The organism is Lentimicrobium sp. S6, from assembly GCF_013166635.1.
Lineage (GTDB): Bacteria > Bacteroidota > Bacteroidia > Bacteroidales > UBA12170 > UBA12170.
Map to the genome: position 1 here is coordinate 46,718 of NZ_JABKBZ010000027.1, position 15,857 is coordinate 62,574.

Annotated in this window: 11 protein-coding genes and 1 pseudogene; 3 read left to right on the forward strand and 9 right to left on the reverse strand. The window is 33.6% G+C overall.

Annotation, left to right across the window (positions count from 1 at the left end; translation table 11 throughout):
• The first annotated feature begins 83 nt into the window (after positions 1-83).
• Positions 84-716 (forward strand): hypothetical protein, encoded by a 633-nt coding sequence (locus HNS40_RS10640; RefSeq protein WP_172280582.1) that lies wholly within the window; start codon positions 84-86, stop codon positions 714-716.
• Between the two features lie 78 nt (positions 717-794).
• On the opposite strand, the gene HNS40_RS10645 is transcribed toward HNS40_RS10640, so the two are convergent.
• From HNS40_RS10645 to HNS40_RS10685, 9 genes and pseudogenes are all read right to left on the reverse strand, one after another.
• Positions 795-1,856 carry a DUF3089 domain-containing protein gene (locus HNS40_RS10645; protein ID WP_172280584.1) on the reverse strand — a complete coding sequence of 354 codons (1,062 nt, stop codon included), beginning with the start codon at positions 1,854-1,856 and terminating at the stop codon, positions 795-797.
• Positions 1,857-1,994: 138 nt separating this feature from the next.
• Positions 1,995-2,285 (reverse strand): hypothetical protein, encoded by a 291-nt coding sequence (locus HNS40_RS10650; RefSeq protein ID WP_172280586.1) that lies wholly within the window; start codon positions 2,283-2,285, stop codon positions 1,995-1,997.
• Entirely contained in the window at positions 2,282-2,854 is a 573-nt protein-coding gene (locus HNS40_RS10655; RefSeq protein ID WP_172280589.1) for a sigma-70 family RNA polymerase sigma factor, read from the reverse strand. Before HNS40_RS10655 ends, HNS40_RS10650 begins: the two co-directional genes overlap by 4 nt.
• A gap of 342 nt (positions 2,855-3,196) precedes the next feature.
• Positions 3,197-4,855, reverse strand: coding sequence for a peptidylprolyl isomerase (locus HNS40_RS10660; RefSeq protein WP_172280591.1), 1,659 nt, complete (start codon positions 4,853-4,855; stop codon positions 3,197-3,199).
• A gap of 164 nt (positions 4,856-5,019) precedes the next feature.
• Positions 5,020-8,037, reverse strand: a complete 3,018-nt coding sequence (locus tag HNS40_RS10665) for a PAS domain S-box protein (protein WP_172280593.1) — start codon at positions 8,035-8,037, stop codon at positions 5,020-5,022.
• A 198-nt stretch (positions 8,038-8,235) separates the two neighbouring features.
• Positions 8,236-8,691: pseudogene (locus HNS40_RS10670) on the reverse strand (sulfatase/phosphatase domain-containing protein); the annotation flags it as partial.
• Positions 8,692-8,942: 251 nt separating this feature from the next.
• A complete protein-coding gene (locus HNS40_RS10675; protein ID WP_172280597.1) occupies positions 8,943-10,859 on the reverse strand; it encodes a T9SS type A sorting domain-containing protein in 1,917 nt (638 codons plus the stop codon).
• 185 nt (positions 10,860-11,044) lie between these two features.
• Positions 11,045-12,298 (reverse strand): hypothetical protein, encoded by a 1,254-nt coding sequence (locus tag HNS40_RS10680; protein ID WP_172280599.1) that lies wholly within the window; start codon positions 12,296-12,298, stop codon positions 11,045-11,047.
• On the reverse strand, positions 12,298-13,014 hold the full coding sequence (locus HNS40_RS10685; RefSeq protein WP_172280601.1) for a metallophosphoesterase family protein: 717 nt from the start codon (positions 13,012-13,014) through the stop codon (positions 12,298-12,300). The genes HNS40_RS10680 and HNS40_RS10685 overlap by 1 nt, the downstream gene beginning before the upstream one ends.
• 89 nt (positions 13,015-13,103) lie before the next feature.
• Between HNS40_RS10685 and HNS40_RS10690 the strand changes: the two genes are divergently transcribed.
• Both HNS40_RS10690 and HNS40_RS10695 read left to right on the forward strand, forming a co-directional pair.
• Positions 13,104-13,697, forward strand: coding sequence for a polysaccharide deacetylase family protein (locus HNS40_RS10690; RefSeq protein ID WP_216664170.1), 594 nt, complete (start codon positions 13,104-13,106; stop codon positions 13,695-13,697).
• 61 nt (positions 13,698-13,758) lie between these two features.
• Positions 13,759-15,609 (forward strand): Ig-like domain-containing protein, encoded by a 1,851-nt coding sequence (locus tag HNS40_RS10695; RefSeq protein ID WP_172280605.1) that lies wholly within the window; start codon positions 13,759-13,761, stop codon positions 15,607-15,609.
• The last annotated feature ends 248 nt before the right edge of the window (positions 15,610-15,857 follow it).

A 15,857-nucleotide genomic window follows, 5' to 3' on the forward strand; every position in this document is an offset into this window, starting at 1 on the left:
CCTCAAACCCTTATATTTGCTATAAATAACGCTAAGAAATCTTCATTTTATTTCTGAAGGTTCTGGATCAAAACTAAACTCAAATGAAAAAACTAATACTCATTGCCCTTCTATTTACAGGTTTATCCACCTATTCACAAGTAGAACTCTCTCCAATGGTTGGATATTTCTTTGGTGGAAAAAGTAATTTCTACGAAGGAAGCCTAAAGATAAAAGACAATATAAACTATGGCCTTCACTTAGGTTTCGACGCTGGTGGGCATAGTATGCTGGAACTTTCCTATGCAGTTAGTTCTTCAGATGCACAATGGCGACCAAACTTTAGTTACATAGACTTATTACCTTCTAGAGAATTTGATATACAAACTCATATGTTTCTTATTGGAGGAACAAAAGGGGTAGAATTATCTAATCCTCAGCTTATTGGTTTTGGTACTTTTAAAGCTGGAGCAGTATATTATAATGCTACGAATGGCGATATTACTGATGTGTGGCGTTTTATGATCAATTTGGGTGCAGGAATAAAATACTATTTTACAGATAAAGTTGGAATCAAATTCCAAGGAAATATGTATATGCCTATGTACTTTAATGGAGGAGGGATTTACTGTGGTATTGGAAGTGGAGGAAGTAATTGTGGTGCTAGTGTAAGCAGTACAGTGGTTATTTTCCAAGGTGATTTAACTGCTGGTTTGATATTCAAATTGGGACAGTAGGGTCATAAATCCTAGTTAATAAAATAAATAGCCATTAGATTTGATTTTATCGAACTAAAGGCTTTTTGGATCTCCTATTTATCTCTTTTCTTGAAAATAAATAGCCTTTCTTAGCGCGATATTTGCCTGCAAATTTCTATAGAAGAATAGATAATCATAGATATGATATTCGCCTTCTTTAAAAATAGGCAGTATTGGAGGATAATCCTCAGGAAGAATATCGATGACTTTAAGGGTTCCCCTAGAAGGAGAAATATAGGCTCCAGAAAACTCTTTTATTTCCCTATTTATACCTCCAGCATAATCGGTGAAACAAGCCCCTAAATTTAAGCTTTTATCAGCAAGCACTGAATCAATTCTCCAATTTAATGGATTGATAGACAGACTAAATTTGGGAACAATAATAGAGGAAGCTATACCCTCTGATTCACTGCTATAACAGATAATCACTCCTAAATCCCTATCGTTTTGAGCAGGTTTTAAATGAGGATATTCCATGACCTCCTCTTCCTCTAAACGCCAACCAATAGCATAGGCGGCGATTAATCGGTTTTGCAATCCCTCATTTTGAAAACGATGCTTTAACAGCTTCATTATCATCTCACTCCCTTGACTAAACCCTGCTAAAATAAAAGGCTTATCACTTTGAGAAAGATAATAATCAAAAGCCTCCTCCACATCAGAATATGCCAATTTAAAAGCCATATTTACTGAAGGATTTTCAGATTCCTCTGCATATCCTCTGCTCATATAAGCTGTTAAACTAGCTTGACGATAATAAGGCGCATAAAAATTAGCTTCAGCATCATAAATACCTTTTTCCATATTTATGGCACCTATAAAGTTCCCTTTTAGATCCTCATTCTCAAGCGAAAGATTAAAACTCACACTGTCGCCACTATATACAGTTGGAGCAATAAAGAATATATCCATATCATCCTGATTAGAAACCGGATAACAAGCCCAATTTTGGTTTAAGGAATAGTCTATTTTAATAAAGCCTTGCTTGACTTTTCTTTGAGTACAGGAATTTATAAAAAGTAAAAAACTCAATAGAATAATCAACTTTGAAAAAACTAAAATCTTTGGACTTTGGGGAAATAGTTCGATTTGATGGTTATAGTTCCTTAGTGCTTTCATATGAAAAAATAGACTTATTTAAATGTTTATACCAAAGGTAATATAAATCTAATATAGGAGATTTAATTAAGGCAATAGGATAAATAGGAGATTCAACGTAACCATAGAAATCTAAAGAAAAAGCTTAAATGAGAATCATTAAGTCTGCTCACATAATTTTTGTAACTCTTCTTTCTTCTCTTGTGGGAGCTCTATGTTTGGAGAGGTATTATTAAGCTTTAATTTTTCAAGATTGACTAAATTTTTATCAATAAAATCGCTCTGAATTTTAAAACGACGACATAATTCACATCCTGCCAAATGCATTTTTAATTGCACTCGCTTGATGCAGCCCACCTTAGTCATCTCCGACTTGGTAATTAAGTATGTAGCTTCTTCGCAACTCAACATGATGGCATCCATCCCTCTTATCATCATTTTCTTCATCATACTTCTAACCAATTTTTTTCAATACAAGCTCTCATCTTCAACTTTGCTCGATGCATAATCACCCACAAATTAGACGAAGTAATATTTAAGTCCTTACAAATTTCTTCTCCACTACACTCCTCCATCATCTTCATATGAAAAACCTCACGCCATTGAGGAGGTAGAAGACTCAAGCATAAGTCTAAAGCTTTTTGAAATTCATCTTTTTCCAGATCATTTGATTGATCAATATTCCATTGTCCAGGTTCACCATCATCACTCCAATGGTTCTTAAAAGCTCCATCGGCATTAAAAGGAAGACTGAAATCTGTATTTGTTGTGTTTTTCCTAACTGAAGATTTGCGATAATGATCGATAACTTTTCGCTTCAAAATAGATACCAACCAGGTGCGCTCCGTGCTATTTCCCTTAAAAGAATCTTTACCCTTAAGGCCAGCAATAAAAGTGTCTTGAACCAAATCTTGAGCAATCACATCATCACTAACTTTATATACAGCGTAATTATAAAGGTAGTCGGAATGGTTTTGCACCCATTTCTCAGGATTTAATATATTGGCAGTTTTGCTCATATCTAGCAAAAATACTCAAAGTTTATAGCTATCAAAATATTTTGGAAACAATAAATATTCACTGCTTTAAAATAGTATTTACTATTCTTCTCTACGAATGAATTATATAGTTTGAACTGGACAAACATATTGACGTCCTACGGTAGTATGTTTAGCACAACAACTAATAAATGATAACGAAACTCAACTTCAAATATAAATAGAGATAAAAGTAACAGAAGCCAGAGCCTGTTATTCACTTTGTGCCTCAATTTTATCAGCTATATTGCAAAGTCTTTCAAAGAAAAACCATGAACAATAAAACTGCTCATGGTTTTCTAAATCTTTCTGTTCTATGTCAATTTACATCTTTATAAACTTCAAACTACTCTCCTTTTTATCAGTTTTTACATTGATGAAATAAATGCCCTGAGGAAGTTTTTGAGCATCTAAAATTGTTTGATTATTTTGTATTTCCTCAGTTTTCATTTCTTGTTCTAATACAACCTGACCATTAGAATTATAGATTTTGATGGTGGCTTTCTCTTTTCCAGAAATCACATTTTTCAAATCAATATGGATATAATCGTTTACTGGATTTGGAGATATTGTAAATGCTTGTTCATTTAGTTCATCAACAGTCCATAATATATCTATTCCAAATTTCTCACTAATTGAGTAAATATCAGAATTACTAGGATATGATAATCTAAGATAGCAGTCTTGTGAATTAGCATCAGGGACCAACCAGCTATACACCTGACTACCTGCTGGTAAGCTAGTTTCCAACACTGACCAATTATCACCATTATCCGATGAAAACTCTATTTTAACATTTGAAATCACCTCACTATTCCATGTAATATCATACTCATATTCTGGCATCAATAACTCACCATCCATAGGCGTTAAAACATCCAATAAATAAACAAAGAACCTAAAATCAGACTCATCACTCAATTCTGGGAAAGCAGTTTCTTCTAGTTTTACTTTACACCAATCTGTGGCTGTTTCTGGAGTCCACATATAGGAACCGCTTGCTGCATCAATACCATCGGCTACAAATACCCATTCACCTCCATCGGAAGCTTGATAGTATAAACTCAAATCACCTATCAACTCACCTGACCATGTCACCTCATATTCTCTTCCCACTTGGTAAGTAACGAAGCCATTAGGTTCTAATAACTCGAGAGATGCAAAGGTGAAAGCCTCCTCATTCATACTCATGATATCTGGATAAGCTACATCAGAAATTCTTACAAAACAGGCATCTGATGTTACATTTGGGGCGTCCCACTCGTAAGCACGAGTATTGGCAGAAATAGACTCCTCTATGGTTTCCCAAGTAGTTCCATTATCCGATGAAAACTCCAATTTCACATCTGCAATAAAAGCACTATTCCAAGTAATGATGCTTGTTCCAGCGGCATTCCATTTTCCATTAGAAACTGGTGCTGTTAGTTCTATTGTTCTGTCTCCAGTAACCACTCTAATGCTATCAATCACTACATCAATTAATGGCTTGTCATTGGCATTGGTTTCCACTTCACTTATGGCATAAACCACATCCATTCCATCTATAATTTTTCCAAATACAGCATGAGCATCATCGAGCCATTCTGTTGGAGCCACAGTTATAAAATACTGTGAACCATTGGTATTTGGTCCTGAATTAGCCATAGAAAGTATACCAGGCTCATCATGACGTAAATCAGGATGAAACTCATCATCAAAAGAATACCCTGGTCCACCGGTACCAGTACCATAAGGACAACCATCTTGAATCATAAATCCACTAATGACTCTATGAAAAATTAAATCAGTATAAAAATGATCGTTACAAAGGTTGATAAAGTTCTGACCTGTTTCAGGCACAAGATCCTCGCGCAATTCGGCTCTAAAATCGCCCATAGAGGTATACCATTGCACAACAGTTTGGGATTTGCTTTCATTAGAGATTCCAAGAATCAATAGGATTAAAAAGACTGAAACAAAGGAAGTAAATTTTAATGCTTTCATAAATGAGTTTTAGGTTAGGAAATGAATAAAGAAGAAAATCGCTAACATCTATAGAAATACCAGCTCATTTCGTTTGCTCAAAAATACAGAATAAAAATAATACAATGGTATAGAACACAGAATCAATCTGTACTTTTTTTTGTAAATATTTAAGGGGGAAAGCTTTAGTTTTTTAGTTTTCCTTTTATAGGAAGTGTAAAAATAAACTCTGTACCTTTATGCTTGCACGATTTAAGTTCTATACTTCCTCCTAAAAGTTCTACATAAGCTTTGGTAATAGACAAACCCAAACCAGCGCCTTCGGTAACTTTATTATCCACCTTCTCTGCCTGTACAAAACGTTCAAAGATGAGTTTTTGCTTAGGCTCAGAAATTCCAATTCCCGTATCTTTCACAAAGAACTTGATGGTTTTACCAAGAATTGAATATCCAAAAGATATTTGTCCTTCTTTGGTGTATTTAATAGAATTCTTGATTAGGTTGGTAAAAATATCAGCAATTTTTGTGGAATCAGACCAAATATTTAATTCGCCAATATTGGGTGTTTCAAGCTTTAATTCTAAACCATTTCTTTCTGCCTCGGGTGAAAAAAAAGCATATTGAAAATACAATAATTCATTCACGTTTACTTCGCTATAATCTACATTCATTTGCCCCGATTCTATTCTGGAAATATCAATGATATTATTAATTAAACGTAACATCTTACCACCACTTCGTTCAATAACACTAATATACAAACCCTTTTCTTTTTCTGATAAATCTTCTTCTTTTAATAAATCTGCAAAACCCATAATTCCATTCATAGGAGTTCGAATCTCGTGACTCATGTTTGCTAAAAAATAAGATTTCATTCTATTATTCTCTTCTGCCTGATTTTTCGCTATCAATAATAATTGCTGTGTTCTTTCTCGTTCTGAAACATCTTTAGAAACCACAGATGCTCCAGAGATATGCTGCCCATAAACAATAGGATTAATGGTAATTTCAAAATAATAGGGTTTATGATCTATCTCGAATTGATCAATTTCTACAACAGACTCGCCTGAAAAAACCCTTAAATATCGAGATTTCCATAAATCTGCAGTCTCTTTGGATACAAAATCCAAAATACAATTCCCTTTATTGAGTTTAACACCATAGTTATAATGAAATTCATTTCTAAACTTTGAATTGATCGTCAGTAGTTTGAACTCCCTATCAACCGACCAAATAGCATCTTGAGAACTCTCTAAAACAGACATTAAATTGGCTTCACTATCAATTAGAGCCAACTCTACTTTTTTTCTTTCAGTGATGTTTCTATTGATACTTAAAATGGCCTTATTTCCCTGATAGTTTATTAAGGAAGCATTAATCTCAAAATGTAATTCCCTGCCATCTTTATGATATTGTGTAGTTTCGAAATTGGTATAAACTCCATCTTTTTGGGTTTGATCTATCCTTAATTTCCCTTTTTTTGGATTCTTTGAAAAATTAGTGATAGAACTTCCTACAAATTCTTGATAAGAATATCCATAAACTTCACAAGCCGCTTTATTGGCCTCCAGTATCACTTCATCTTCAGGATTAAAAGTAAGGATAGCATCATGGGCTTGTTCAAATAATTGTTTATAATCCTCTTTTGATTTGATGAGGTGATCTATGGTCTTCTTTTCTTTGGTGATATCCGTATGTGCACCAAACATCCTAATGACATTAGCATTTTTATCTAAAACAGCTGCTGCTTTATTATGAATCCATCTATAAGTCTCATCCTTATGCTTCATTCTAAATTCCTCAATAAAGAAGTTTTTAGGCTTCTCTAAAAAGGCTTGCACTGTATTTATCATTCTTTCCTTATCATCAGGATGAAGTAAATCCTCCCAAGTAGAAAACTCATTGCCCAATTCGTGAGCTTGATAACCTAAAAGTCCTTTCCATTGATCACTATAAAAAACAGAGTTGTCTTTTAATTTCCAATCCCAAATACCACTTTCGGAAGCAGCAGTTGCCAATTGATATCTTTCCTCACTTTCTTTTAATGCCTGGGTAGCTAAAACCGAATCTGTAATATCAATAATAAATCCATTTGAATACTCTAACAATTCAGCTTCTTGCCGATATGCGATTCCTGTGGCTTCTAGTTTAAAATATCGTATTCCTCTTTCAGGATGTACTATTCTAAACTTCATTTGATGTTTAAAAGGAGGCTTTAAATTCCTATATATTTCTCTAAATACTGTTTTAATATCTTTAGGATGAACATTTTCAAACCAGCTGGCAAAAGTATTTTTCTCCTGAGGTGAAATTCCAAATAAATGAATAATAGAATCACTAATCATTAGAACCTCAGCATTATTAGTCTGAAGGTCTATCTTTAATCTAAAAAGTGCATAATCTTTTGGACTGTCTACAATGGATTTTAAATGAAGGTTTAGATCTTCAATTTGCAAACGTCTCTCCTTTTCCTCAGTAATATCAACAGCTAATTCTAACCTTACATTTTTGCCATTGAACCACTCTATTACTCTGTCATAACAACGATACCAATGATTATTCTGCTTGTTTTGAAATTCCCAAACATAAGAATCATTTTTTTTATTATTGAATATAATAGGATTAGTACAAAATGAACAAGGACTATCTAAACCTTGCATAACTTGATAACACTTCTTTCCGATAATACTTTGTTCAACACCCAAAGAATCTATAAGCTCTTGATTGGCAAATAGTATTTCGAAACTGAATGGGTCGCTTACATAGACTATTCCATCTAAAGCACTGAATATTTTTAATGAGGCCTGTTGTTGTAAAGCTAATTTCTGCTGGGATTCTTTAAGTTCACTAACATCCCTAGATTGAGTATAAACAGCTTTAGCCCCTTTATAAGCTATCACTTTTGCAATAACCTCTACTGGCAATTCACTTCCATCTTTACAAAGAAATAGGCTTTCGAATTTTGCTTCACCTTTTTCCATCAGTTTTTGGGTGATGCCTTCTAATTCTTCTAAGGAATACTTTTTTTGAATTTTTGAAATAGGTTGTCCCAATACCTCACTGGCTTGATATCCTATCTTTTTTAAACCTTCCTCGTTTACATCCAAAATTTCATGATGGAAATTTTGAATCGCTAAAATATCTGAAGACGTATTGAATAAAAAATGATAAAGCTCATCTTCGGTATGTCTTCCCTTGCCCATATAGAATATTCGTTTATTTGGTTCTATCTAATAATTAAATCCGAAAACAGAATGCAGAGAAAGAGAAATGACTGATGCGATGCTATATAATCCCAAATGTAATGATAATTCCGGATTAAACCACAAAATTAACATTCCCATAAAATACTAAATATCAACAAACAAAGCAGCTAACGTGCTTTTATTTTCAAAAGCAAACTAGTCTATATTATATAACTGAAATGGTGTAATACTTGATTTCACATGAGATTCTTTCATGAATATGTTTATTGTTTTTATGATTTCAGGGTGAAGCTCAGCTACATTATTCTGTTCTTGTGGATCGCTGAGTAAATGATATAACTCAAGCTCTAAGTTTCCATTCTGAATATTTTTTCGAATCGCCTTCCAATCTCCAAACCGAATGGCTTGTTGACCATTATACTCAGGAAACTCCCAATACAAATACTCATGATTTACTTGATGCTGCAGATTTAAAATAGTCGGCAAAAAACTTATTCCATCAGACTCCTCAGGAATATCTATTTGTGCAATATCACAGAAGGTGGGCATCATATCACTAAATGAAGAAATATATTCAGAAACAGAAGCAGAATCCAATTCATCAGGCCAAGAAACTATTAATGGAACTCTTATTCCTCCTTCGTGCACAAATCCTTTGGTATATCATAATCATTTAGAAAAGTGGAAAGTCCTTTGTGGATTAGACTTGCTGAGCAGTTTTCTGAGTAAGCCTTTGTATACTCCCAATAATTTTCAATGTGACCCATATGATGCGCTATGAATTGAACTTTATCCTTATTGGCAAAGCAATGGATGGAGAAAAAATACAAATATTTAAAAAGCACAAAAAAAATCGGATTCCATAAATATGAAATCCGATTTTATAAGAGTAAAGAAATTGACTATTCGATAATCATTTTCTTTGTTATGCTTTCGTTACCAATAGTAACCGTGTAAAAATAAACACCAGACTCTAAGTTCTCAGCATTAATTTCAACATTCTGACTACCATTAATGATACCAGCATTCATGCTATAAACAGTTTGTCCTAAAAGGCTAGTTACTTCAATAGAAGCTGGACTAACAGTTTGAGTAGTAATTTCTATTATAGTAGAACCTGTGAATGGATTAGGTTGGTTTTGAGAAATTTTGAAGCTTGCTTGATTTTGCATATCACTAACACCATCAACAATTAAATTTACCAAATTAATTCCTGTAATATAATTAACAGTTATAGGATCTGTACCACCATTAGATGCAAATTCACCAGGTGTTACACATTGCATATAAGGAATGGTATAGCTACCTTCTTCATTTAAATAGGCTATCTCAGAACCATAAGTAAAATAATAGAATTTTTCATATAATGTTCCTTCTGTTAAACATATTGGGTCAATAGATTCGTAATATACTAAATCTCTAGTCCAGCCAAAAACATCTGGCTCTACATTTAATTCATTTGCAACGTCTCTTGTATCAGTCCATGTCAAGAAAATTTGACTTCCATTTTCATTTCTTGCAGCACTTAATCTGTGGTTCCATCCATTACCAGCATAGTTTCCTTCGTCGTCATCACCTAAATTTGAAGTAAATAAAGAATCAATCCAAATGATATCTGTTAAACCATTATCATTAACCACCAAATTCATTAAATCACCAGGATAAGTCCAACCCCAACCTAAAGAATCCGGATAATTATAAATATCAGCAGAATGCGAACCTGTTGCAGCAAATATTTGAAGATCTCCATGCATATCAACAACACTAGCAGATTCAAAAACAGAAGGAATCATATCACCTTTCCAGTTTTCAATAATAAATGGCTCCAATAAAGCTTGCATCTCGTCAGTAGTGAAATCTAATTCAATAAGGTCCCAGTTATCACCAGCATCTTCTGTTCTATAAACGATAGGTTGATATCCTGAAGGAAAATCATTAGTAGCTCCTACCATATACATATAACCAATTTGTCCATCTTCGGACCATGCCATATCAATACCACCATCGTGAGCTTGATAAGAACCAATCCAAGCCATTTGACCATCTTCAGAACTTTGAGATAAATCCATTTCAATTAACATAGATTCATCCCACAAAAAATCAGTTCCTTCAAAATCACCAAATATAGGCTGTAATTCAGCAGATTGATAATTTCCCCAATCACCTTGAGGTAACATATTTAAACAACGAACTTGATCTTCAATTTGTGTTAAACCGTATTGGTTCCAATATCCATCTTCAATATTATCTGGGTTATGACTAATTTCAATAGCATGGTTTTCACCACCTAAAGTCATACTTCCCCACATTTTATAACCCCAGTCACCTCCAACATGAGAAATGTTTTGCATAACTCCATAAGCATCCTCAACAGCGGTATTACCATCGGGATTAAAAACGATTCCAGAAGGATAATCATTTGTATAAGAATTACCATTGTCAAATATTACTAATGGCTCAGACCAAGTTGCTCCTCTATCAGTAGAATAAACCATACCCATATCTGTTCCATTGGTTCCGTAGGTAGCAGGATCTAAAACATAAACAATAGAAATAATGTCTAATTCAGGGTTATAAGATATAGCTCGTGTATCTTCTTTACGAACCGTACGAAAATCTTTAGCCTTTCCGACATAAATACGGTTGATATCTTCTGCTACTGCTTTATCTGCATTAATTACTGGGGCAGGAAGGTTATTCTTTTGAGAAACCTCAATGTCTTTTGATTTTTTTAAATTTTTAATGTTTACAGTTTCATATTGCGCCATAGAAGCCAATGAAAAACTGAAAAGCATTGCAAAAAGTAGAATTTTTTTCATAGTATGTGATTTTATTAATGTTAGAGAGCAAATATAGGAAATTTTAAAATGAATAAAAACCAATAAAATCAACATTTATTTTCTCTTAATCATTTCCAATGAAAAAATACAATTCTTAAACCATTGTATTTTTTTTGACTAAGGTATTTGACTTAAAGCTTAATACTTGAATTAAATTCTAAAGCCTATTCCTTTTCAATTTTCAGAGGAGCTTTTCTAAGGAAATAATCCAAATACAAATTAGACATATTACTCTGAATAACAGAGGAATGCTGAAATTTTAGATATTGATTAAAAAACTCGGATATGTATAGATTTAAACTATTAAAAACCAAAGCCCCATCAATATCACCTATCATTCTCACTTCATTATCTCTGTCGGGATAGGGTAATACTGCCCCATCACTAAAAACAAAATGGCTGGACTTTGGAAAGCGTAAAAAGGCAAAATCACCATCTGTATGACTAAAGTTAACGGTGTTCCCAAGGTTCCAATCGGCGTTATAATCACTTTCAATCAGCATAAATGGCTGTTTAAGGGGCTGGTCTATAGCATTCCCAAATTGAAAACAATCTAGATTAATTCCGGCCTTTACTCTATCATCCTGAACACATAATTCTCCGATTACTGAACCACCAACCGACTGTCCAAAAGCGCCAATGGCGTTTAAATCCATGGCTTGCAATAAGGCATGTTCAACTTGTCTATCTTGTTCTTCCTCCAGATAATCTATAAAGAAACGAGTGTCTTCTACCCAAAAATTCACAATCTTTTTAAACCTCCTCAACATCTTATGATAATATCGAGTGATTTCAATATTTTTCTCTGGGCTGTCTTTTTTCTTCCATTGAAACCAGTTGGCAAAAACCAATTGCATATAGGACCATTGGGCCCTTTTCTTTTTTAAATAGATTTCTTCACCATCGGGGAATTTTATGTAAGGCTGCTCATAAGGATGGTTTATACTACATACTATATATCCTTGACTAGCCAGCGCTTCCATCATTCCTGTATACAAATCGGCCATTCCAAAATAGAAGCCAGGATTAAACAATATCACTGGAAAACCATTTTTCTGAGCAATCAATTCTGCCTCTGGATAAGAATGCGTAGGATATTCTTGAATTGAGGCTATCCATTCCTTTGAGAATTTCTTGATTTTAAAGGCATTATAGATAAGGTCTGTGGGATAACTTTCTAAATACAATTCTGGCTTTTCTGTACTCTTAATTTGAGCTGGATACCATATTTTTATATACAGTCTCCTCTTGTCACGCTTTTTAAAGGGATCTTGCCTTGAACTATCGGTTATAAACCATTCTGTTGTTCCTACTTGATAAGGTCCAGAAGGCATAGGTAAAAAGCTGGTATCTTGCTGTGCAATAAGTGATATTGTATAAAATATCAGCAGTAAACTGAAATAATATTTTAGCCTCATTATTCGTCTTCGTTGTGCTGAGTGATGAGAAGTCTTTTATTTATTTCAAAAGCCACCAAATTACCAAATCCGGGTTTTTGACTCAAAAAAACTCCATTATCCAAATCTATAAATTCTTGTTTTTCTTGATTGATACAATGATGAATGTATTCCAAATCCACCGGAGTATGTCCATGAATCAACTGTCTATTTCCAATTTTTGAAGAATCAATATTGAATTCTTTAAGCCATAACATGGCATGTTTATCTTGAAATACATTTTGAAGATTAAAATTCAATCCAGCATGAACAATAACACAATCATTCATTTCCAAATAATATTTCAAATTACGCATCCATTCAATATATTTCTGGGGGATATTAATAATAGAACGGGTTGCAAATGATTTCATGGTGTCCTTACCGCCAAACTCGTACCACTCCTTTTTTATTTTATTAGGCTTTAGTTTTTGCAAAAACCCACTATTCTCCAAAGCATAATCGTAATTTCTAAGAAAATACTCCTCATGATTTCCCATCAAGGGAGTCACATGGTAACCATTATTCTGAAGGTTTAAAATCTCGTCAATCACCCCTTTTGAATCGGGGCCACGATCAATATAATCACCTAAAAAGATTAAATGGTCTTCTTTAGAAGGACGAATTTGAGCCAGTAAGGACTTCAAAGTCTTTACATAACCATGTATATCGGGTATTACCCAGCGCTTTTGCTCCATGCCAATAATTTGTACGGGCTAAAATACAAAAATACTTTACTTTTGCTTTTATGTATTTAGTTAAAACTCCTATTCTCATCTCCAAATTAATGAGTAAATCATTGATATGGAAGATTCCTACAAATGAAAAAATAATCTATTTAACTTTTGATGATGGGCCCATCCCAAATCTCACCATGGAAATTTTAGCAATTCTCGCGGATTACCAAGCCAAAGCCACTTTCTTTTGTGTGGGTGAAAATGCCAAGAATTATCCAGAATTAATACATAGAATACAAAAAGATGGCCATTTAATAGGTAATCATTCTCATAATCATCTCAGCGGGTGGAAAACCCCAGCGAAGGATTATATTAACAATGTAAAAAAAGCTTCAGAATATATTGATTCCTATTTATTTCGCCCACCCTATGGACAAATCAATTATCAACAAATCAAACATTTAAAAGATGATTACCGAATCATCATGTGGAATATTCTAAGTGGAGATTTCGACAAGCAACTGAGTAATGAGCAATGCTTATTTAATGTACTACAAAGCAAAGCTGGTGACATTGTCGTTTTTCATGATAATGAGAAATCGAGAGAGAAAGTTTTAGATGTTTTACCTCAATATTTGGCCCATTTCACCAAATTAGGATATGAATTTTGTTCGCTAACACCGCTTTTGAAAACTAAAAAATGATTAAAATAAGGACTTCATAAGAAATGATGTTTATTTTTGCTTCAGAAAAAAATGATTTGATTTGAGATTTCTAAAAAAATACCAGCTACTGGTCTTCTTGCTTCTCGCAATGAGCCTCCAATATTGTGCTTCTCCAGGCCCCCTTGGAGGAGGGCCAAAAGATGAAGAGCCACCTGTGTTTTTAGGTAGCGATCCCGTAAAATATAGTCGCAATACCCGCCCGCGAAAAATCCAATTGCAGTTCGACGAGTTTTTAGTTTTAAAGGATCTACAACAAAATTTGATTATTTCACCTCCTTTAAATGAAGATCCTGATATAAAACTGAAAGGGAAAAAAGTGGTCATCAAAAATGACAAAGACCTTATTCTAGCAGAAAACACTACCTATACCTATTATTTTGGTGATGCCATATGCGATTTGCACGAGGACAATCCCATTGAAAATTTTGAATATGTTTTTAGTACAGGTCCATCATTGGATAGCTTAAGCATTAGAGGAAAAATTTTACAATCAGAATATCTCACTCCTGAGGAGTCTGTTTATGTTTGTTTGTATAAAAAAGGAATGAACGATACCATTCCATTTGATAGCCTCCCCTATTTTGTAAGACCTTATTATGTATCCAGAACAAATGAACTGGGTGAATACAAACTCAACAACCTCAGACTTGATGATTACTTGATGTTTGCCATAAAAGATGTGAATAGCAATTATTATTTCGATATGCCCAATGAAGAAATTTCATTTCTAGATTCTTTAATATTTCCTGAGGATGTCTTCGATTTTATTCCGGATTCTATTCCTATCAACCTCAACGATACTGCTCTAATGGACAGTATTTGGGAATATCATTCCTATTCTATGGTTCAGAATCCAGTTGATTTATATTTGTTCACTCAGCATGATTCCATACCTCGATTAGCCGAAACAGCGGTAGAGCTTAATCAGAAAATTGATTTCTTTTTTAAATTCCCTATACAAGATAGTATTCACTTTAATTTATTTAATGACAGTACTGATGAAAGCTGGTATATTGAAGAATTCTCTAAGTATAGAGACACCTTAACACTTTGGCTCCCAGACTTAAAATACGATACGCTTTTCTTAAGTATGCAGGTAGACACATTGGCTATCGACACTATGGACTTTGTAGTAAGAACAGCTAAAAAGGAAGTAGATAAACCCAAACGCCGAAGAAAGAAAAAAGAAGACAAGAGTACAAAGAAAAAGGAAGATAAAAAGGTATTAAAGTTTAGCAATAATGTAAAGAAACCCTTTCCTTTTTACAAATCTGTGCTATTAGAATTTGAAACTCCATTGGCCTATGCTAATCTTAAAAACTTAGTAGCTTTAGAAGATACAATGGAAATAAATGTAGAAGCCTATTTCCTAGATAGTCTAAAAAGAAAACTAAGAATTGAATATCCTTGGAAAGAAGAAACTAATTATAAAATAAGTATTCCACAAGAAGCCTTGGTAGATATTTTCGGATTAGAAAACGACAGTATCAATTTAAGCATGACCACTTCAACAATTGATGATTATTCAAATATTAATGTCAGTATTCAAGTTGATTCAAACTGTGTATCTCCTGTGGTTATCACCTTGGTTAAAGGAGAAGCTGATAAAGAAATAGTGATTCAGAAACATGTAATCTATGGTGACTCTCTCTTGGTACTACCCTATGTTGTAGAAGGAGACTATTACTTGAAAGCCTTGGAAGACTTTAATGGAAACGGAAGATGGAATACAGGAAATTACGGACTAAACCTTTTATCAGAACCTGTTTATTACTTCCCACTTCCACTTTCTGCAAAATCCGGTTGGAATATAGAAGAAACTTGGAAGATCACCATTAAAGACCGAAAAAGGCCAGAGGTGATTAAGAAAGAGAAAAAAGAAAAGAAGTAATTACAACTGTTGTCCAAAATATGCTTAAAACAAGTTTAATCATTTTTGGGCAATCGTCTTTTTATTAAACAGGCAAAACATGGATCAACGTGTTTTTCTGGGGGATGGACAATCTAGTCATTTTTTTTCTCTTGTTAATTTAGGAAGCTATTATTAATAAATATATTACTCAAATGGTTCATTTAATCTGAAAAAGCATGATAATATATTTCTCTTCAACACTTTTTGGAAAAGTGTTACAAAACCTC